Origin of the sequence: Xanthomonas dyei, assembly GCF_002939865.1 — a bacterium.
Lineage (GTDB): Bacteria > Pseudomonadota > Gammaproteobacteria > Xanthomonadales > Xanthomonadaceae > Xanthomonas > Xanthomonas dyei.
This window is the reverse complement of sequence record NZ_MDEE01000016.1, coordinates 83131-104116: the sequence shown is the minus strand read 5'-3', so window position 1 is coordinate 104116 and position 20986 is coordinate 83131. Positions and strand designations below refer to the sequence as shown.

At 56.9% G+C, this 20986-nt stretch carries 18 protein-coding genes and 2 tRNA genes; 2 read left to right on the top strand and 18 right to left on the bottom strand.

Annotated elements, in window-relative coordinates:
- Positions 1-14: 14 nt before the first annotated feature.
- From XdyCFBP7245_RS12530 to uvrB, 6 genes are all read right to left on the bottom strand, one after another.
- On the bottom strand, positions 15-425 hold the full coding sequence (locus XdyCFBP7245_RS12530; RefSeq protein WP_104615932.1) for a TcpQ domain-containing protein: 411 nt from the start codon (positions 423-425) through the stop codon (positions 15-17).
- A gap of 349 nt (positions 426-774) precedes the next feature.
- Entirely contained in the window at positions 775-2448 is a 1674-nt protein-coding gene (locus tag XdyCFBP7245_RS12525) for a type IV secretory system conjugative DNA transfer family protein (RefSeq protein WP_104615931.1), read from the bottom strand.
- A 36-nt stretch (positions 2449-2484) separates the two neighbouring features.
- Positions 2485-2727: a hypothetical protein gene (locus tag XdyCFBP7245_RS12520; RefSeq protein WP_104615930.1), complete on the bottom strand. Its 243-nt coding sequence runs from the start codon at positions 2725-2727 to the stop codon at positions 2485-2487.
- A 108-nt stretch (positions 2728-2835) separates the two neighbouring features.
- Positions 2836-3063 carry a hypothetical protein gene (locus XdyCFBP7245_RS23785; protein WP_146091670.1) on the bottom strand — a complete coding sequence of 76 codons (228 nt, stop codon included), beginning with the start codon at positions 3061-3063 and terminating at the stop codon, positions 2836-2838.
- 273 nt (positions 3064-3336) lie between these two features.
- Positions 3337-3411, bottom strand: a tRNA-Val gene (locus XdyCFBP7245_RS12510).
- Positions 3412-3507: 96 nt separating this feature from the next.
- Positions 3508-5529 (bottom strand): excinuclease ABC subunit UvrB, encoded by a 2022-nt coding sequence (uvrB, locus tag XdyCFBP7245_RS12505; RefSeq protein ID WP_104615928.1) that lies wholly within the window; start codon positions 5527-5529, stop codon positions 3508-3510.
- Between the two features lie 140 nt (positions 5530-5669).
- Between uvrB and XdyCFBP7245_RS12500 the strand changes: the two genes are divergently transcribed.
- On the top strand, positions 5670-6212 hold the full coding sequence (locus XdyCFBP7245_RS12500) for a GspH/FimT family pseudopilin (protein ID WP_104615927.1): 543 nt from the start codon (positions 5670-5672) through the stop codon (positions 6210-6212).
- Positions 6213-6258: 46 nt separating this feature from the next.
- On the opposite strand, the gene XdyCFBP7245_RS12495 is transcribed toward XdyCFBP7245_RS12500, so the two are convergent.
- The 12 genes from XdyCFBP7245_RS12495 to grxD all read right to left on the bottom strand — a co-directional run bounded on the left by XdyCFBP7245_RS12495 (position 6259) and on the right by grxD (position 20186).
- Positions 6259-6335: transfer RNA gene (locus tag XdyCFBP7245_RS12495), tRNA-Asn, on the bottom strand.
- Between the two features lie 69 nt (positions 6336-6404).
- Positions 6405-6845 (bottom strand): type IV pilin protein, encoded by a 441-nt coding sequence (locus XdyCFBP7245_RS12490; protein WP_104615947.1) that lies wholly within the window; start codon positions 6843-6845, stop codon positions 6405-6407.
- Positions 6842-10624, bottom strand: a complete 3783-nt coding sequence (locus tag XdyCFBP7245_RS12485) for a pilus assembly protein (protein ID WP_104615946.1) — start codon at positions 10622-10624, stop codon at positions 6842-6844. Before XdyCFBP7245_RS12485 ends, XdyCFBP7245_RS12490 begins: the two co-directional genes overlap by 4 nt.
- A gap of 11 nt (positions 10625-10635) precedes the next feature.
- On the bottom strand, positions 10636-11163 hold the full coding sequence (locus XdyCFBP7245_RS12480) for a pilus assembly PilX family protein (RefSeq protein ID WP_104615926.1): 528 nt from the start codon (positions 11161-11163) through the stop codon (positions 10636-10638).
- Positions 11153-12292, bottom strand: a complete 1140-nt coding sequence (locus XdyCFBP7245_RS12475; protein ID WP_211287689.1) for a PilW family protein — start codon at positions 12290-12292, stop codon at positions 11153-11155. Before XdyCFBP7245_RS12475 ends, XdyCFBP7245_RS12480 begins: the two co-directional genes overlap by 11 nt.
- Positions 12289-12762 (bottom strand): type IV pilus modification protein PilV, encoded by a 474-nt coding sequence (pilV, locus tag XdyCFBP7245_RS12470; RefSeq protein ID WP_104615924.1) that lies wholly within the window; start codon positions 12760-12762, stop codon positions 12289-12291. Before pilV ends, XdyCFBP7245_RS12475 begins: the two co-directional genes overlap by 4 nt.
- A complete protein-coding gene (locus XdyCFBP7245_RS12465; RefSeq protein ID WP_115528387.1) occupies positions 12759-13328 on the bottom strand; it encodes a GspH/FimT family pseudopilin in 570 nt (189 codons plus the stop codon). Before XdyCFBP7245_RS12465 ends, pilV begins: the two co-directional genes overlap by 4 nt.
- 89 nt (positions 13329-13417) lie before the next feature.
- Entirely contained in the window at positions 13418-14803 is a 1386-nt protein-coding gene (gene ppnN, locus XdyCFBP7245_RS12460) for a nucleotide 5'-monophosphate nucleosidase PpnN (RefSeq protein WP_055850125.1), read from the bottom strand.
- 106 nt (positions 14804-14909) lie between these two features.
- Positions 14910-18155, bottom strand: a complete 3246-nt coding sequence (locus XdyCFBP7245_RS12455; RefSeq protein WP_104615922.1) for a TonB-dependent receptor — start codon at positions 18153-18155, stop codon at positions 14910-14912.
- A gap of 374 nt (positions 18156-18529) precedes the next feature.
- On the bottom strand, positions 18530-19129 hold the full coding sequence (locus XdyCFBP7245_RS12450) for a YhgN family NAAT transporter (RefSeq protein ID WP_005996031.1): 600 nt from the start codon (positions 19127-19129) through the stop codon (positions 18530-18532).
- A complete protein-coding gene (locus tag XdyCFBP7245_RS12445) occupies positions 19126-19869 on the bottom strand; it encodes an SDR family NAD(P)-dependent oxidoreductase (protein WP_170068629.1) in 744 nt (247 codons plus the stop codon). Before XdyCFBP7245_RS12445 ends, XdyCFBP7245_RS12450 begins: the two co-directional genes overlap by 4 nt.
- Positions 19866-20186, bottom strand: a complete 321-nt coding sequence (gene grxD / locus XdyCFBP7245_RS12440; protein WP_039420602.1) for a Grx4 family monothiol glutaredoxin — start codon at positions 20184-20186, stop codon at positions 19866-19868. Before grxD ends, XdyCFBP7245_RS12445 begins: the two co-directional genes overlap by 4 nt.
- Before the next feature lie 121 nt (positions 20187-20307).
- On the opposite strand from grxD, the gene XdyCFBP7245_RS12435 reads away from it, so the two are divergent.
- Complete coding sequence (locus tag XdyCFBP7245_RS12435; protein ID WP_104615921.1) at positions 20308-20886, top strand: superoxide dismutase; 579 nt, start codon at positions 20308-20310, stop codon at positions 20884-20886.
- The last annotated feature ends 100 nt before the right edge of the window (positions 20887-20986 follow it).

Below are 20986 nucleotides of genomic sequence, written 5' to 3'. Positions count from 1 at the left end.
CAGTCGACGCTTCCTTAAAGCTTGGATCCGGTTGATACCGCTACGGGCTGTACAAGCAACTTGTTTGCAGAGACTGATACCGACACTCCTTGCGCGGCATACACCGTGCTGAGCTCAGTTGCGGCCTGCTGCACGCTGGTGGTGCTGATATTGGAAACCGGTGCAATCAGGGTGTAGTCCGACGGCAAGTTGTAGGACAACTGCATGTTGGAGTCCGCGGCCCAACGTTCCAGCATCGTCTTCAGCGTGCCATCCATCGGCGTGGCCTGATACGTGTAGGAGGTGTAAAGAGGAATTTCGGTCGGAGCTTCGTCAAAGTGATTGACGTGCTTCCAGCGCCCACCAAAGTCAGGAGCAGGCTTGGTCGCGCAGGCGCCAGCCAACATGGCAGCCGCTAACACCAATGACAGCTTGGACACATACATCGGATTCACTCTGACTTCTCCAACTCAGGAAATTTCGGGCTTAATGATGGACAGCACTGCGGCCCCGCGCACCTAAAGGTGGCGGAGCAGCGAGGGCTTTGAGAAACCGACTGGAAACGCGACGCGCACATGACCTGCCCAAAAGGGCGAAGCAGTGCAGCGCATATGCGCAGACGAAGAAGATGAGTACACCGAAGAACCATCCATAGCTTTACTCCTATACGACCCCGTCCGGCGCCGCCCCCTTAACAAAAAATCAACAATGCAGAAATTCCGGGTAACTTTGCCCTTAACGGACACATGAGTCAAGAATTACCCATCCATCTCTGCAGCCAATGCGTGATGGATATCACACTTTGATGGAAAGCGTTTTCACATCCGTTTTGGGCAGCAGCCGCGCTGTGAAGTACCTATCTTCGTAGTAGCGGATCTTGTCGCACTTCACAGGATGCGGAATACCTTCGTACAGGAAGACCTCCTTCTCGTTGCCCATCGCCTTGAGTTCCTGGGGAAGCATCAATGCCCGCCGCTCTTCCGACACGCTGCGGGTTGTCTCCCTGCCCCGGGTGATGTTTTTCTTCTTGATCGTCGTGTAGCCCAACATCTCCGAGTAGTCGTTCGCGTCCTGTTGCTCGCGCGGCGCGTACAGAATCTGGAGGGCGTGATTGGTGATGATGGTGCGCGACAGGTCCTTGCCATAGGTCGCATCCAGCTGCGCCATGCTCTGGATGATAGGCAACAGGCGGATGTTGTAGCCGGCCATGTAGGCTACTGCCGTTGCGATGATGTCGACTTTGCCGATCGAGGTGAATTCGTCCATGAGCAGCAAGCACTGGTACTTGAGCTCGGGGTTGGACTTGGGCAACTCGCGGGTGTTGAGGTTGATGATCTGACTGAAGAGCAAGTTGATGATCAGACGGCTCTCGGCGAGCTTGTTCGGCTGGATGCCGATGTAGATCGTCATCTTCTTCTTGCGCAGATCCGTCAGCAGGAAGTCGTCGGCGCTGGTGGCCGCATCCAGCACAGGGTTGATCCACGCGTTGAGTGGCTCTTTCAGGGTGCCCATGATGGACGCGAAGGTCTCATCCGCCTGTGACAGCATGTTGGCGAAGGCCGACTTGGCATTGCTGCTGAGGAACCGGCGCTCGGACAGCGACTTCAGGTACTTCTTGAGATCGCTACCGTCGCCCGACGACAGGCGGTAGATTCCGCCCAGCGTGGGAGCGCCTGCCCCGCCCGGAAAGCCGAGCGCAAGCTCTTCGTCCTGGTTCTCGAACAAGTAAAGCGCAAAGGCCAAGAACGCATTGCGCGCCTGGCTGACCCAGAATTTTTGGTCGTCCGATCCATCGGGATACAGCATCGCCGCGATGCTCATCAGGTCCGACACGCGGAAGGCGGGATCGTTCGACACGTAGGTCAGGGGATTCCAGCGATGGGTACGCCGATCTTCCGCAAACGGATTGAAGAGAAACACCTCGTGTCCCTGGCTGGCGCGCCAACCGCTGGTCAGATCGAAGTTTTCCTGCTTGATGTCGAGTACAACGATCGATTCCTGGTACTCAAGCAGGTTCGGGATGACCACACCCACACCTTTGCCTGAGCGCGTTGGCGCGGCGAGGATCACGAATTGCTGCCCGCTCAGACGCACCAGCTTGCCGTTGAACTTACCGACGACGATGCCGTTACCGCTTGGTTTGAAGAGCCCGTGCTTGGCGAGATCGGCAGCCCCGGCAAAGCGCGCATCGCCGTGCAGCGCGGGCGCCTTGGGCTTAAGCACCAGAGCAATACCGATGACCCAAACGAGCGCCGGAAAACCGAAGCCGATGGCACCTGCCATCTTGATCTTGGTCGCATAAGGGGCAACTTGCGGCAACCCCAGCGCGCTGTAGTAGCGGTAATAGGTGTCCCAGCTATACAGGCTCGTCTCGAGCCGCAGCAGTAGCAGGGTCACGTAGCCGGCCAGCAGATATCCGGCGAGCAGTGCCACTGCAGTGGCAATCGCGATTATTTTGGTTTTGGACATGCGCCCTTCTCCCTAGGCTTGCATCTGGACGGCGTTCTAGCGACGGACGACAGGCTTGTGGTCGATCAGGTCCGTCTTGCGACCCCCGCCCTCACTTTCGACGAGCGAGTCGATCCACACCTTGGCTTGATCCAAGGAAAGATCCGGCGTTATTCGCGTTCCCGCCTCGGTTACCACCGCATAGGCCACCACCGCATCGGGTGCATACACTTCGTCGCGCGTAATCGCCACGATGCGATACCCCCCCCTGGTCAGCACGGCGTGCTGATACTCGTCCATCGCCAGCCTTCCTTTCCGTCAGCGCGGAGGCGATGCTAAAGCAAGACGTGTGACGGAGAAAGCGGTTTCGGCTGCTTCCCGTGACTACGCAAGTCGGGCGGCCCTGCCTCAGGACATGAGGTGACGAACTTGGCTCTGCCCTTCCGTCGTGCGACGACAGACAAACACGCGCTGGCTGACAGTTCCACTGCTGCCAGCATTGGCTTCGCTCATCGCAGATGCCGGGCCATTGAGCGGCATCGCGAGCCAACGGCTGCGCAGCGGCATCAGGCGGGCCGCGTGGCAAAAGTCGGGCTGCACTGCCAATAGCCGGTCCGCGCCTGCGACTTTTCGCATGCCACCGCCACCTCGTCGAGCCATGCGGTGCATCTACATGGGGTTGCCGGGGTTCGCCAGATCATTGCGCAGTCGACAAGCCTGGCCGATGGACGGACTTTCGATCAGATGTGCCTGGTCGCGACGAATAAGAAACTGGAGTTGCTCGCCGAGGACTTGATCAGAGACGCGCCAAAGCTGAAGCGGCTTCTGAGCACATCACTCTAAGGTAAGTAGCAGATATACCTGCCGATCACATAACCACTCAAGTCGCCGTGCCATCTGGACTTGGAGTGGTGGGCGGTACAGGGTTCGAACCTGTGACCCCTACCATGTCAAGGTAGTGCTCTACCGCTGAGCTAACCGCCCGAATCCTGCGCCAGCATTGCGCTGTGCAGGGCGCGCATTCTAGCGCAGGGTTTTGCCGACCACAAGCCCTCCCTGTAAGAGGGGCTTCACTCTGACCTACCCCAGGCTTGCGGCCTTCAACTTCTGGATCTGGTCGCGCATCTGCGCCGCTGCCTCGAACTCCAGGTCCTTGGCGTGCTGGTACATCTTCTGCTCCAGACTCTTGAGCTTGCCGGCAATTTCCGCAGGCTTCATCGCACGATAATCGGGCGTCTCTTCGGCGACCTGACGCGACTTTGACCGCCCCTTGCCGGCACGTTTTTCGGCCGCATCCTCGCGCGCGCCCTCCATGATGTCGGAGATCGGGCGTGCTACCGACTTCGGCGTGATGCCGTGTTCGAGGTTGTACTCCACCTGCTTCTCGCGACGACGGTCGGTCTCGTCGATCGCAGCCTTCATCGAGCGCGTCATCTTGTCGGCATACAAAATTGCCTTGCCGCGCAGATTGCGTGCGGCACGACCGATGGTCTGGATCAACGAGCCGGTCGACCGCAGGAAGCCTTCCTTGTCCGCATCCAGAATCGCCACCAACGACACTTCCGGCATGTCCAGACCCTCGCGCAATAGATTGATGCCGACCAGCACATCGAACTTGCCTAAACGCAGGTCGCGAATGATCTCCACGCGCTCGACTGTGTCGATATCCGAGTGTAAGTAGCGCACGCGAATGCCGTGCTCACTCAGGTACTCGGTCAGGTTCTCGGCCATGCGCTTGGTCAGCGTTGTGACCAACACGCGATCGCCGAGCTTGATGCGCTCGTGCACTTCGGACATCAGATCGTCGACCTGCGTGCCAACCGGGCGTATCTCCACGATCGGATCGATCAACCCCGTGGGACGCACCACCAGCTCGGTGATTTCGACGGCAGACTCGCGCAACTCGTAAGGACCAGGCGTCGCGGACACATAGATGCTGCGCGGCGAACGCGCCTCCCACTCTTCGAAGCGTAACGGCCGGTTGTCGAGCGCCGACGGCAGGCGGAAGCCGAATTCCACCAACGTTTCCTTGCGCGAACGGTCACCCTTGTACATCGCACCGATCTGCGGAATGGTCACGTGCGACTCATCGATCACCAGTAGCGCATCCGGTGGAAGGTAGTCGAATAGCGTCGGCGGCGGCTCTCCTGGCGCCTTGCCGGTGAGATGCCGCGAGTAGTTCTCGATGCCGTTGCAGAAGCCCACTTCGGCCATCATTTCCAGATCGAACTGGGTGCGCTGCGCCAGACGCTGCGCTTCGACCAATTTGTTCTGCGAATACAACTGCTCCAGCCGCTCCTTCAGTTCGTCCTTGATCGTGTCGACCGCACTGAGCGTGCGCTCACGCGTGGTGGCGTAATGGGTCTTGGGATACACGGTGTAACGCTGCAGCTTGCGCAGGGTTTCGCCGGTCAAGGGATCGAACAAAGTGAGCTGCTCGATGTCGCCGTCGAACAATTCGATGCGCAAGGCTTCGGTGTCCGACTCCGCCGGGAACACATCCAGCACCTCGCCACGCACACGGAACGCGCCGCGTGTGAGCTCGAATTCGTTGCGGGTGTACTGCAGATCGGTGAGATGGCGGATCAACTGACGTTGATCGATGTGCTCGCCCACCGACAGGATCAGGCGCAGCGACAGATAGTCCTCCGGCGCACCAAGGCCGTAGATCGCCGATACTGTGGCAACCACCAGCGAATCGCGCCGCGACAGCAAGGTCTTCGTCGCCGATAGACGCATCTGCTCGATGTGCTCGTTGATCGAACTGTCCTTCTCGATGAAGGTATCCGACGACGGCACGTAGGCTTCGGGCTGGTAGTAGTCGTAATAGCTGACGAAGTATTCGACGGCATTGTTGGGGAAGAACGACTTGAACTCCCCATACAGCTGCGCCGCCAACGTCTTGTTCGGCGCCATCACCAAGGTGGGTTTTTGCACCTGCTGCACGACATTGGCGATGGTGTAGGTCTTACCCGAGCCGGTCACCCCCAGCAGGGTCTGCTTGGCCAGGCCAGCCTCAAAGTTGGCCACCAGCTTGTCGATGGCCGCCGGCTGGTCGCCGGCTGGGGAGTACGGGGATACGAGCTCAAAACGGTCGGTCATGGAGCGAATCTCGGGGGAAGGCTGCACGAAATAACGGAGGTCAGTGTCAGGAAAAGTCTGACGCCTGCGTGAGTGAAGCAGGCGTTACCTGGCCGCCGGTCAACGTTGAGACTGTTCGCTCGACCCTAAGGAGAGGCGCGATGCGAGCAGTGACTCATTCGAACGCGAGAGGGTACACCGCAGTTCAGTTGCTGATCGTGATGGCGGTCATCGGCATCGGTGCAGCCATAGGGTTACCCAGCGTCAAAAGCCTAATCGAGTGGCAGCGAGCAACCACGCTTGTGCACTTGCTGACGGCGCATCTTGCGATGGCAAGAGGCCTCGCCGTGAGCCAAAGCGCGCCTGTCAGCATTTGCCCGTCTGCAGACGGCACGCGTTGCCACACAGATCGCGACTGGAGCCGCGGATGGATCCTCTTCAAGGATCCAGACCACGGCGGGCAGCCGCTAAGTGCCGCGTCTGTGATCAGAGTGGAGCATACCTCCGCCACCGGCGGCATCAACATCACCAGTACAGCTGGACGATCAATCGTCCGCTTCCTGCCGAATGGCCGCAGCAGCGGGACAAACGTCACCATCAGTCTCTGCAGCAACGCTCGGCGACTCGCCGACGTCGTGGTCAACAACTCTGGAAGAGCCCGCACCGTGCGCTATACCACCCTTGCCAGTTGTGCGGGCCGATAAGCAAGCAAACAAAAAGCCGCGACATGTCGCGGCTTCTTGAACATCTTGGCGCCCGAAGTTGGACTCGAACCAACGACCCCCTGATTAACAGTCAAGTGCTCTAACCGGCTGAGCTATTCGGGCGGGGAGCCGAATTGTACAGAGAACTCACAGTCTATGACAAGTACTTTTTCAAACACCTACTCACACAACTCACCAACAGTCAGCCAAAGTTCCACCACTGGCAGACTTCACGCCAGCTTGATTCAGCGAAAGCGTCCCACATTTGTCTTTCGCCTGATCCCCCTGAGGTGTAGCAGAAAGCGAAAAAGTGGTCGCGGTCGGCGGACTCGCGAGGGAAAGCAGATACCGGGCGCTCCCCCCCTCCTTTGGCGACTGGGTGAAGCCACCGCCAGTGCTGAGCGAAAAGTTGGAAAAAGTGCCATTCGCGGTATGGAACCGTTCCGCTAGATGTGCCAGTTCAACCAGATCAGCTTTGGCTTGGGCACGACGAGATTTCCTAGCATAGTCAACATACGATGGGTAGGCCACCGCTGCCAGTATTGCCACTATCGCCACAGTAACCATCAACTCAATAAGCGAAAAACCATCCGGTCTCCTCCGGCAATCAGATATGCATGAAGAGTTGGTCATTTGACTTGCCTCCAAGATTGGCGCCCACAAGCACGGGCCATGAACAGAGGTTTTGATCCGGAGACCTGAACGACCATCGAGCACTGCCCAGCTAGAGCATTGGCCAAGTCAGTGCTTGAAGCGTCCGATGCAAGTGGGCTGCGTCTGGGGGTAGTCATTACTGCAACGTCCTTCACTGGAGCTGATCCATCGGTTTTGAGAGCGACCGCACCCGTACTGGCCGAATACGAATCTCCTGCAAGAGAGCCAACCCTGACACCGGAAAGTTGTGCTGCACCCGACATTGCATTAAGTCCGTACAACCAGTTAGTGCCACCAGGCAGACAACCGTCCGTCGACCCAGGCTGGAATGTAGGGAAAAAAACTATGCCATTTTCTATTGCGGGGTTACCCACAAATCGCTCACCCTTTCCGGATAAATCAAGGTACCAACCAGAACCTCCCGACGGGATCGCAAGCGTTGTCGTTGTGCGGCTATCAGACGAAGTAGAAACTGTTTTTTGCTGAAGAAGGTCAGATCGTTGAACTGTACTCACAGAACCGCGATCAAGTACCGCGTAAAGCGTCTGTGGGGAAGTATCAGATGCATCGGTACGGAAAGAAAATCCACCGGTACCGAAAAACAGCATGACGCCTCCTCCCGTGCCCGAAGATGCTCGGATACCACCGAGAATCGTCTGCCGAATACCTTGAGCATCTTTAGCGACAAATAAGGGCAAAGTTAGAGTTGCGGCTGTCTCTGGAGTCGCTGGATTGGAGGAAAGGCTTCGCAGGTCGAACTTCCATATCGCGCCAAGCTGATCGGCTGCATAAACGGTGTCGGCGTAGCCATCACGCCCACTAGTCGTAGCCGTAGAGCCCGAGAACCTGTCCAACACCACAACATTACCTAAACCATTAGCCGTGTTAATCCCAGATTCAAGTGCAGGAAGTAGGTTTACGCTGCCACTTAAAATGTCAACCACAAACAACACAGCTCTACCATTAGCACTTCCATAGCCATTCCCAAAAATCGCTTTCCACCTAACAGTGCCGGCAGAGCTTCTTACAGGAACAATAACAGGCTGACCTAAAACATTACCGATATTTTTCGCAATAGATGCATTCGAACTTGAATCACTTATCTCCCATAGCCTGCTCGAAGCTGAAAAAGAGGAAGGATTTGTAACATTGAAAGCAAAAACACTTTTTCCACCCGCTCCAGATGATCCTACGAGCGCGGTAGACCAGCTATCTACGCCAGATGCAACGTCCGAAACGGTGATCGGGCCATCTACATAGTAGCGATGCTGAAAGTACTGATTGTTCTTATCCGCCGCATTATAGGGAAAAAGCAAGTTCCCCATGTGACCAAGTGCCGTTTGTGGGATGTACGCGAATTGCTCAACGCCAGTCTTTGCATTGAAACCGTGCAGCATTCCGTCATTAGCGCCAACATAAACCATGCTGCGACCCGCAGCGACCTTTGATTTTAAATAAGCAGCATAATTATAAGGGTCGAATTTATTAGAGGCAGCGTCGTACATCGAGCGATAGCCGAAATCATCAGTTGAAGCCTCAATCACAGGCGCCGAGTTAACAATGTCTCCCAGCCTAGTCGTGCGCTTACGCAGCGGAGTAGTGCTGGAAGTCTCTAATGCCTGACTTCCACGAAGATAATCTATAGCCTGCGAGATATTCACTTTCAATCGCGTAGTGATCAAAGCGTCCGTGCAAGTAGACATACCCGAAGTCGTATTACTACACAAATCTGCCAACTTCACGTTTGTCGAGTTGAAGGCCACCATCCCGGCAGACGTACCAAAAAAAACGTTCCTCGACGAAAACTGGGGAATCAACGCACTTGCTTCCCAGATGTCGCTATAACCGATGTCTCCCGTCGAATTAGAGGAAGAAACTTGCTGAGCAGTCAGCTTACCGTACCAATCGGTACCATTATTTAACGGCTCATAGAACGGAACAACTGTAAAAGAACCCGCACCTACTCTAGAGCCAGTGAGAGCGATACTACCGGATGGGGTCGCACCTGCCGCAACATTGGAGAGTATTCGACGCATGGCAGCAGTTACTTCATCAGGCGTTTTAGCATTAACAAATTCACCACGTGAATTAATCGTAGCATGCCATAACTCATCGATGACAGTTCCGTCATCCACAAGACTCGGGTCTGGAAGAAGATTCCAGTTCGGCGGAGTTGCATAAGGGTCAGCAGTCGCCGCGGCATTTACTTCATAAATGCGCCCTTGAGCACCTAGAGTAATCCCATAAAAATTCATATGTAGATCCGTCTCACAATCAAGACGCTTCCAGTCTGGGCTGGTAGACGCTAGCGTTGAGCAGGCGTCCGGCGCCTTGACCCTACCAGCAGCGAATACGCCACCAGTGCGTAACGGCACTGCAGAGCCACCGTAATATTTGGCGGCAATATCTGCGATCGTCCCAGAATAGCTATCGGCGAACGGTGCTATACCATCCACTCCGTCCTCATTCCCGACTGCAGAATCATCGCTACTATTTGTGTATCCATCTGTAAATAGCATTCCTGCATTCTTTTGACACGACAGCTGTACCGGCGCGCCAGCATCTGTGCGCCTAAACTGCTCACCTAGGTAGCCTACTGCAGAACGATTAGGGGTCCCCCCCTTTAAAGACAAAGTATTTATCGCGGAGTATAAACTAGGGCGATCGCCAGGCATTTGGTACATAACGACATCCACAGTACGCGGCGCGTTAATAGTAAAGTAGCCGATTCGCATATTATTAACGTTAGCTAAGGACTGCGTCATCGAACCAATCATTGCCAATGTTCGATTTCGATGATACTGAAACCAGTTTGCAAAGTTCTTAATGGCCGCGTTATAATCATCGCCACTCTCGTAATTTTCCAACTTGATTTGATATCGCCTCAAATTACAATTTGGACCACAAGCATTCAGCGCCAAAGGACGATTTATATCGGCTGATTTGTAACCAGTAGGCGCCGGGCTAGCAGCCGGAAGGTAAAAGGTAGCAGGAAAATAATCAAATGAGTAAGCCGCATTTCCTATCGGATTCCCAGACGGATCATTATCTCCATTATTATTGCGGCCACTCGTCCCGTTAAAAGTGCGCGAAACAGTAGTCCACGCACCATTGAACCTGTACCGCACCCCTGTGCCCGTCAAGTTTGGAATAATCGTGTTTCTAGGAATATAAAAACTTTCGGTTGTCGATGCGCGATTAGATGTGAGATCGTATGTCACGCCATAAGGAACTGCCATTTCAGGCCTTGGATCGGCACGAGTTGCAGATGGCACTGCATCATCCCATAGCGTGTTATCTGCCTTACGCCACGGCGAGTAGAGCGTAGCCGGATCGAAATAGGTCTTATTGTAAGAAGGCGACCTTGCAAATCCAAATTGGTCGATCGGAGGCATCGCATCCCCCCCATAAGCCTTATCGAAATCGGCATGCGGAAAAAGATAAATAAGACCACCAAGATTAATGGTACAATTATCGCCACCTGCGTAAAAAACACCCGAGCCAGAAAAAAAACTTCTAGAGCACGAGTTCCAGCGCATATTCAAGTCACCAATACTTGTCAACATTTCAAAGCCCATCGAGTTCGAATCATCGACGGCCATGATGAATGCTGCTTGGGCGGGGCTTTGAGTATTCATAGGCGCTTGCGCGAGCTCACCCTGACCCTGCGCTGAAAAAGCCGCATATATGCCGTAAGTAAAAAGCGCAGCAGTAGCAATTAAAGCGACAAACTTCAGATTATCTTGACGGGCTAGCATATATATATATCTCAAGGACGAAATATTGTATCAACAGCGGCATCAGCAGCATCACTGTCAACCCCATCTGCATTGTAAGCAGTAACTTGATAAACAGGATTAGGGTCCTCATTGACTGCTTCGCCCATACCAAGACTGGAATTACCTGAGATACAAGGACCCAATAACCTGACATTTTTATTAGGGCCAATATTTGGTTTCAACCCCATTGCCCAGCTAGTGGCATCGAATACCTGGTCGCATACTTTGATGTCGCTTATGGCATCACAGCCTCCGACATTAGTCCGGTTGACTAGATTTTCGACTCCGCACTCAGTGGAGCGAGCGAGCCGTTCAGCATTTTGAAATGCGACATTTGTGGAGCGATAATTAAATGCCATACGTTCTTGCAGACTAGTAACTTGCATTCCAGCAATGCCAATTAACGCAAGAAGAATCAGCATTATCAATGCCACATAGAGCACTGCCCCAGACTGCCTGTACTTTAGCTGAGCACTTCGCTTCGAATTTAGCCTATAAATGACCAGCTTAGTTTCCATACAGGCGATTCCTCAATGCAACAGTTGTCTCGTAAACCCCTCTCACCCGACCGTCAAAGGTAGTTGGTGGAGCAAACTGCACACCAAGCACACGTGGTCGGTTCAAGGCTGCTGGCGCACTAGCGGAAGCATTCTCTGGGCTTCTCATAAGCAAACCGACTTGAACACCACCGACTCTCCTCCATTGCGCCGCCGACTCGGCAAGCGTGGCCGCCGTATTTTGGACATCAATATATCCGCTAGGAGGGTTCAAGGTGAGATCGGAAACTCGGTCCTGCCCATATATAAACTGGAGGCTTTCAACGCCCTCTACAAGTTCTTCATTCGTGTATCCAGCGCCATTATATCGGGCCCTGTACAATGAGGGTTCCCCACCAGCGCCCTTGCCTACGTAATAAACCAAAGACTCGGCACGATATAAACTGGTTTGCCCAGTCGGCTGCCCGGTGTAGCGATCAATGGCTTTGGCAACTGTCACCTCTCCGGCGGAGGCAGAAGTAGCGGAAGCCTGGAATACATCGGCATAGCTACAATCTGCAACACCGAAAAGTTGAGGATTAGCAACACCATCTTGTGTAAAAGCAACCCAACGCGCGGCTGGGACTGTAAGCTTGGTGATACTACCGCTAGTTACGATTGTATTTACGGGCGCCCCCTGAGGAGAAAGGAAACGTAGAACGACTATGTCACTTCCTGCCAACGGGGAAAGAGCAGATATAGAACTTGGCAACCCAGGGGACCACCCAGCGGTTGGCGCACCGAGTGTTACTGAATCAGATGGCGCAGTACCATTGGCTTCATACCCTTGAATCGAAACTTTAAAATTTAACGCTTGATCAGCATTACTCGGAAAATTTGACTGAAGTGCATCCGCACTCTGCAAGTGAGATTGATCACTAACACAGCCGAAATGCCCAGCCATGCGTATATCTCGCTGCAGATAATCAATCGCAAAGCGCGCATTCTCTTGCGTGCGAGCAAGTCCCTCCGAGAGACGATAAGCGGATTTAGATGCGGCAAAGACCTGCACAATACCCAGCATAAGAACCAAACCTATGACCAGCGCGATCATTAGTTCGATAAGCGAAACACCACGCATGCGCAAGCCAAATGATAGACGTTCACTCATAACTTAGTACTCACGCTAAACTCCGTCGCATCTCCGCCGCGATCGCTCCAATTTAATTGAACAGTGGCAACACCGTCGCTCAACGTTACCGCTGAAGAAGCGTTATCACCAAGCACTCTCACCACATCGCACTTCCATAAAGCGGTCATTTTCGCTACGTCTACGGTTCCCGTTGCTGGAATGCAGCTCACTGAACTAATTGCACCACTTGAAAAACTAGCTTGACTAGGGAAACTAGCAGCACTTAAGCGATTGACTCGCATTTGATCAAGCAGTTCAGTAGCTAAATTAGTTGCCTGAGTACGAATCGCCGCACTTTTTGACATACGAACGCTGGTTGTCTGCAAGAGGGCAAAGCCGAGTAGTCCAATAGCAAGAATAAGCACCGCAACCAGCACCTCAATGAGGGAAAAGCCTCGCTGGCGCTGCTGCAGAGCGTAATTTCTTGAATAAGAAAATGGTTTACTCATATACAGTTACTCTTAGATGTCCTGACCTGTCCGGTTGGACCGATAGTGAGGGTACGTGCCAGCTCAGCTTCACCAGCCTTACAGGTACTGGGCTGAATAAGCAACACCTGGCTACCTGATAGCGGAACTCCGCCTGCGCCTACGCCCCCAACACGCCCGCGTCTATCCAAGATAAAGCTACCAGGAGGATTTCCTTTGAAAACTACGGCCCCCTTCCCCTGGACATAACGAAGAGCTGCTTCAGAGCCATCCATGGATCCATTTGCATTATCGTCGCGCCAAATAAGCAAACCATTATCCCAAGTACCGCCACAGCTAGTGCCATTAGTTGAAGGACATATGCCCGCTCCACTGTTAGTACGTACAGCCTCGCTACGTCCGAAAGAAAATGCGGCAATTACTTCGTTTGAAGCGGTCGCAATCTGGTTGGACTGGATAACACTCTTAAAATTAGGGAAAGCAATAGCCGCCAGTACGCCAATCACAACGACGGCAACAAGCAACTCAAGCATCGTGAAACCGCGTTGCCGTAGATACATCAATACGCTCCCCAGCGTTGAGTCCACATAGTGTTTCCTTCCGGGAGAAGACACAATCCCCAGGAAGATGAACGGTCCAACTGGGGGGATGAACGCTCCCCACCGCTTCATTCGCCCTAAGTCACCACCCGATAACAAGGTCGGTAGTCCCCCGAGATCTTCATCCGGCGCTGTTCGACGAAGCCGCGCAGCAGCTCGTCCAGGGCCTGCATGATGTCCGGGTCGCCGTGGATCTCGAACGGACCGAACTCTTCGATGCGGCGCATGCCGTCTTCCTTGACGTTGCCGGCGACGATGCCGGAGAAGGCGCGGCGCAGGTCGGCAGCCAGTTCGGGTGCCGGGCGGCCGTGGTGCAGGTCCAGGGCGGCCATGGCTTCGTGGCTGGGGACGAAGGGCTGCTGGTACTCGAGCGGGATGTGCACCGACCAGCTGAAGTAATACGAGTCCTTCTGGTCCTTGCGATGCGCGCGCACCTCGTGGATGCCTTCGGCCATGCGGCGCGCAACGGCGACCGGGTCGCCGACGATGATCTCGTAGCGCGACGCTGCCGCGTCGCCGAGGGTGAGGCGGATGAAGCGGTCGATCTGCTCGAAGTACGGCGCGGCGATGGTCGGCCCGGTCAGGATCAGCGGGAACGGTAGGTCCGCGTTTTCTTCGCGCAGCAGAATGCCGAGCAGATACAGGATCTCTTCGGCAGTGCCGACGCCGCCCGGGAACACCAGAATGCCGTGACCGATCCGGACGAAGGCTTCGAGGCGCTTCTCGATGTCCGGCATGATCACCAGGTGGTTGACGATGGGGTTCGGCGATTCGGCCGCGATGATGCCTGGCTCGGTCACGCCGATATAGCGCGTGTGGTGCTTGCGCTGTTTGGCGTGTGCGATGGTGGCGCCCTTCATCGGGCCCTTCATTGCGCCCGGGCCGCAGCCGGTGCAGATGTCCAGCCCACGCAGGCCTAGCTCATAGCCCACCTGCTTGGTATAGAGGTATTCATCGCGCGAGATGGAATGCCCGCCCCAGCACACGACCAGATTCGGGTCGGACGGCTGCAGGATGCGCGCATTGCGTAGCTGGCCGAACACCGCGTTGGTGATGCCTTCGCTGGTGTCCAGATCGGCGCGCTGCGCTTCCAACTCGATGGCCATGTAGGCCAGATCGCGCACGACGGCAAACAGCAGCTCGGCGACGCCACGGATGATCTCGCCGTCGACGAACGCCATTGCCGGCGCATTGCTCAGGTCGATGCGGATACCGCGATCCTGCTGGTTCACCTGGATGTCGAAATCCGGGTACAGATCGCGCGCGGCGCGCGGATCGTCCGAGGCGCTGCCACTGGTCAGCACCGCCAGCGCGCAACGGCGCAGCAATTCGTGCATGCCGCCGCTGGATGCATCGCGCAACCGGGCCACTTCCGCCTTGGACAACACGTCCAGGCCACCACGCGGGTAGATCCGCGCATCCACCACCGGCAGCGCCCGTGCCGCCGTACTGCTGAGTTCCATAGCTTGCTCCTGTCGTCTCTCAAGGACTTTAACGTACTCACCCGCCCAAAAGAAAACGGCCGGGAAGACCCGGCCGTTTTCGCAACACATGACACGCTAAACGCGATCAGAACTGGTAGCGGAAGCCCAGCTGCAGTGCCCAGCGGGAGATGCCGCGGTCGTCATACACCGTGGACTGGTCCGGCGTATTGAAGCGATATACGTACTTGCCGCTGGCCGCATCGATACCGCCGTATTCCACGACACCACGCATACCCGGGAAGCCATATTCCTCGACACGGCCCCACTTCTTGTTGAGCAGGTTGCCCACGTTCATGACGTCAAGCCAGACAGAGGCCTTGTTGTCCTTGAAGAAGCCCGGAATCTCCTGCTCGACGTGCAGGTCGAACTGGTTGATCCAGGAGTTCCGTGCGCCATTACGTTCTGCAACCTGGCCACGACGGGCGGCCAGATACTCGTTGCCTTCGATGTAGTTCCAGAACGCCTGTTCTTCTTGAGCGGAGCCGAACAGCACATCACCACGGCCGGCCGGAATGTAGAGCAGGTCGTTCAAACGACCATCGCCGTTGGCATCGTTGTCGAAGGTATAGCTGTACGGACGACCGTTGCGCCCCTGGTAGATCAGACCGAGCTTGGTCTCGTAATCGCCAAAGAACGCATGCTTCCAATTCAAGGTGCCCAGGATGCTGTTCTTGACTTCGTACGCAGCGGTCGAGGCAACGTTTTCATTTGCCTGGAAAACGGCGTTGTTGCCCAACTGCGAACCCGAGGTCGAACTGGTCAGGCCACTGACTTCATCTGCATCGGTATACGTGTAGTAGAGACCCCAGGACCAGTCGCCACCATTGAAGGGCTTGTTCAGACCGACTGTAAAGCTCTCGCTGCCACCCTTGTCGGTTGGACGCGCAATGATCGCATCGTTGTAGTTCGGATTGCGCGACCCGCGCGCATCGACCAAGGAGCCGGTGCCACGCACACATGCCGCTGGAGCCCCCGTACCTGTCGGGTTGCGACCATCGGCCATCCAGCAAGCGGGATTCAGACCCTGAGCATTCCAGTAAATATTGCGACCATCCTGGCCCACCCGGGTGGTGTTGCCAAGATTGAGCTGCTGGTAATAAATCGCCTCATTGACCTGAGTGACCACCGCTTCGGCAGACGCCACAATGCCGTACCAGGGCAGTTCGGTATCGAATGCCAGGTTTGCCTTCCACACCGATGGCTGACCCAGTTTGCTGTCGACGAAATCGACGGACTGCGTGGCGCCATTCACCGAGCCATTACCGGTCGGCTGGTTGTTGATGTCAGGCGTGAAGCGGATGCCATTACTGTTCACCAGCGCCTGGCTGGAGAAGTTGTAATCCGTGTAAGCAAGGCCAGTATTGGAGTATGGATTAGACAGCCATACCGTTGCAGCAGCGCCCTGGAACAAACCCACGCCGCCACGCAGCTGAGTGGGGCGATCGCTGTCGAAAGTGTAGTTGAAACCAAAGCGCGGCTCGAACAGGCCATTACCGTCGATGGTCTGGTCATTACGAAAGCCGAAGGCCGTCGACGCAGCTGCGTTGTAGGCAGGGCTGTTCTTAACCATCGGCTCGTCATAACGCACACCGAACGTCAGTGTCAGGTTGTTGTTGACAGCCCACGTGTCCTGCAGGAACACACCGACGTTACGCATGCCCCAGTTCGCCGCGATGTCGTCGATGTTGCCGCTGTTGGAGCGCGAGTAACGATAGTTCAACGGACGATTGGCCGCGTAGTCGGCAATGGAGTTGAACGTGTAAGAACCGAAGACACGCTGACCGAACAGATTGAAGAGATCGTTGTCTTCGTAGTCGAAGCCGAACTTGACGGTGTGATCGTTCAAGAACAGCGTGCCAGCGAAGAAAGCGTTCCAGGTCTCGGTACGCAGTTCGTTGGCCTGGGTGCTCTGCTCGGTACCCAGGTTGACGGTGTTGTTACCGAGGCGTACCGCGATGGCCGGCAGCTGTGACGCAGCCGTACGAACGGCCGAATAATCGCGATAGGACACCTTGGCTTCGGTCGAGAAGGTATCGGTCCAATCACTGAATAACTGCGCCGTGTACGTCTTGAGGCTGAAGTCGCGGACGTAATGGTACGAATTCAGCGACAGCGCCTGATTGCCGAAGCCATTGAGGTTGGCAGTGCTCTGCTCGCTTTCGCCATAACGCAGCGAGGCACGGTGCTTGTCGGAGATATTCCAGTCGAGCTTGAAGCCCTTTTCTTCCGAATCCGAATCCAACGCCGGCAGTGCGAGAGTACCCGGATCGAAGCCATAGACGTTGCGAGAGATGTCGATGATCCGGTCGATGTCCGACTGCGGGATTTGAACGATATTGCTCTCGCCCGAGCCGATCGGACCGTAGCCAGAGGCTCCGGTGAACACGCCCTTGCCCTTGTACTTTTCGTAGTTGGCGAAGAAGAACAGCTTGTCCTTGATGATCGGGCCGCCCAGGGTCAGGCCGTAGGTGGTCTCGTTATCGAACAGCTGCGGGCGGACATCGTTCTGGTTCTTGCCCGACCAATCGTTCTCGCGGTAGGTGCCGTAGACCGAACCGTGAAATTCGTTGGTACCTGATTTGGTGACTGCATTGATCACGCCGCCGGTGGCGCCGGTGATGGTGACGTCGTAGTTGGCCACGTCGACCGAGATTTCATCGATGACGTCCATCGAGAACGGCTGGCGGGGCGTCGGCAGGCCGTTGGACTCGAGACCGAACGCGTCGTTGGTGCTGATACCGTCAACACGAATCAGGTTGAAGCGCGGGTTTTGGCCGCCTACCGAGATTTCGTTACGCGCCTTGTCGGTCTGCGCCACGCGCGGGTCGAGTCGCACATAGTCCTGCAGATTGCGGTTGATCGACGGCAGCGATTCGATCTGCTCACGGGTCACGTTGGTGCCGGTGCCCATCTTGTTGGCACTGAACAGAGCCGAGCCGTAGTCGCCACCAATGGCCTGCACAGCACCCAGCGTGGTGACGTCACCGCCCAGGGAAGCGTCCACGCTATTGACCTGATTGAGGTTGAGGTACACGCCCTCTTCGGTCTTGGTGCCTTCACCGGACCTGGTGATGGTGATCGTGTAAGGCCCACCCACGCGCAGGCCGCGCGCGTTGTAGCGTCCGCTGGCATCGGTGGTGGCGCGGCTGACGGTGCCCGATTCGACGTGGGTGATCGTCACTTCGGCATTCGGCACCGGCTGACCGCCGCTGCTGGTGACCAGGCCAGCGACGCCGGCGGAGGTGCTCTGCGCGAACACGGGGGCGGCGGCGAGTGCGGCAACGAGGCCAAGGGTGAGCTTGGACATGCGGAGACAACGGGGGTGGGTCATTTCGGTAGCCTCGATACAGGTTGGGCAGTGACAAAAAGGCGCAGTCAGCCCAACCGTTCCCGGGGGTGGGCTGCCGATGATCTGGGGTCCCTTGCCGCGCGGCTGGTTGCTGCCGCAACGGTTAACAACAGATTAACACGCTAAGGCCTGATTGTGACGGCGGCGTGACAAAGTTCGCGCACTGCAACATGAACTTCGCATGTGACGGCGCAACAGCCAGAGTGCGCAAGGTCGCAGCGGGAGCGAGACGTGCGTCTAGACAGAGAGTTTCTCAAGCGCGGCAAGCCGGCAGGAATGCCGTTCGCCCACTCTGCGCAAACGCGCGCGCAAGACGCGGCGCGCGGCCCGGGTCGTTCCCGGATATGACAATCGCCTTAGATGGACACCGGCAGCTTGAAGTACGTCCCCAACCCGTCCAGGAACATCTGCACGGAAATCGCGACCAGCAGCATGCCCATCAACCGCTCGATTGCGGTCAGTGCACGGTGGCCGAGCAATTTGTACAGCAATGGCGCCGAGGCCAGAATCGTGGATGCGCCGATCCAGGCAATCATCAGCGCCAGGCTCCAGTCCCAAAGACGCGTGGGTTCGTTGCTGCCCATCAGCATCACCGCTGCCATACCGGACGGGCCGGCCACCAGCGGGATGGCCAACGGCACAATGAAGGGTTCGCCATCGGGGATCTCGCCCATCAGGCCTTCCGGGCGCGGGAAAATCATGCGGATACCGATCAAGAACAGCACGATGCCGCCGGCAATCGCCACCGATTCCTGACGTAGATGCATCAGTTCCAGCGCGTATTTGCCGCCCCACAAGAACGCCATCAGCACACACAGCGCGATCAGCAGCTCGCGCGCCAGCACGAAGCGCTGCCGCTTCGGCGGCAACGGCTTGAGCACGCTGAGAAAGACCGGGATGTTGCCCAGCGGGTCCAGAATCAGGAACAGCAGCAACGCCGCCGACAGAATGGTCATGTGGAAGGGCTCCAGATCGCACCGCGGTGCGGGGCACCTGCCATGGACAACAGGGTGACGCAGGCGGACGCGTAACGGGCAGGATCGGCCGCCTCGCTGTCTTCCTGATGGGTAAAGGCGCGCGCGCGCAACGCAGTACGCATGGGGCCAGGTTGCAAGCCATGGACACGCACCGGACCGGCCGCAGTTTCATGATGCAGGCTGGCGATCACGCCGAGCTGTGCGTGCTGGGCGGCGCCGTATGCGCCCCAGTACGCTTGCCCGACGCGCACGGCATCGTCCACGACGAAGACGACAGCGGCATCATCCTGCTGCCGCATCAATGGCAGGCAGGCCTGAGTCAGCCAGGCGCGTGCGGTGATGTTGACGTGGATGCTGCGTGCGAAATCCGCAGGTGCCGCAAGTTCGGCGGGCGTCAGCCCAACGAACTCTGCCGCGCAATGCAGCAGGCCATGGACACCGCCCAGTTCGGACTGCAGCCGTTGCGCGAGCGCAGCGTAATCGTCGGGTGTCGCACCGGCCAGATCGAGCGGATACAGCAATGGCTCCGGCCCCAGCGTGGCGACGGTATCGTAGACGCGCTCCAACGGACGCAGCTTGCGCCCCAGCAGCACCACGGTCGCCCCCGCGGATCCGCATGCCTGTGCGGCAGCGGTGCCCAGCCCACCGGCCGCGCCGGTGATCAGCACCACCCGCCCGGTCAGTGGCTGCGACAAAACAGGGTCTTGCAACGCGCTCACGGCTGATACGCTTCAGTGACGATGCGCTTGAGCTCGCCGGCTTCGAACAGTTCCAGCGTGATGTCGCAACCGCCGATCAACTCGCCATGGATGAACAATTGCGGGAAGGTCGGCCAATTGGAATAGCGCGGCAGATTGGCGCGGATTTCGGGTTCTTCCAGCACGTTGACCGTACGCAGCTGATCGGCGCCGGCGGCGATCAACGCCTGCACTGCGCGACTGGAAAACCCGCACATCGGAAACTGCGGGGTGCCTTTCATGAACAGCACGATCGGGTGTTGTTCGACTTCGGCCTGGATCCGTTCCATCACCGGCATTGGACTCTCCTGACTGGGAGCGGCAGGCCCGACCGCCGGGTCGGATAGACTTCCGCAAAGGCGCGCATTGTAAGCCTTCAGCGCGACCTGTCGCCGCACTCCCTTCGCTGCCATTGCCATCATGCCGATCGAACACCTTGCACTGCCCTACTCCCGCGCCGCTCTGGAGCCGCATCTCTCGTCCGCAACCCTGGAGGCGCATCACGGCGTCTGTCATCGCGGCGAGGTCGAACGGCTCAATACGCGCATCGAAGGCAGCGAGTTTGCCGAGCTGACGTTGGAAGAGATCATCGCGCAGGCGCAGGGCACGCTGTTCCATCTGGCCGCGCAGGTGTGGAACCACAATTTCTACTGGCAGTGCCTGCGGCCACGCGGGGGCGGCGAGCCGCTCGGCAAGCTGGCCGACGGCATCGGCAGATCGTTCGGCGACTTTGTGCACTTCAAGCAGGAATTCAATCGCGTCGCCTTGAGCAGCTTCGGCTCGGGCTGGGTATGGCTGGTGCAGCGCCCGGATGGCGCATTGGCCGTTGTCGCCACGCCTAATGCGTCCACCCCGCTAACCGGGCCGGACACGCCGCTATTGGCGTGCGACCTCTGGGAACACGCGTATTACCTGGATTACCAGCAGGACCGTGCGCAGTACCTGGAGGCATTCTGGAAGCTGATCAACTGGGATTTTGTGGCCAGCCGGCTGAGCTAACAGGCGCCTCTGAATGCCGATGGATCGCTCACCGGTGCCTCCACCTGAGTACCATCAACCGAAGCGCAAGCGACCAGCAGGGCCACAACCCTCGCGACGC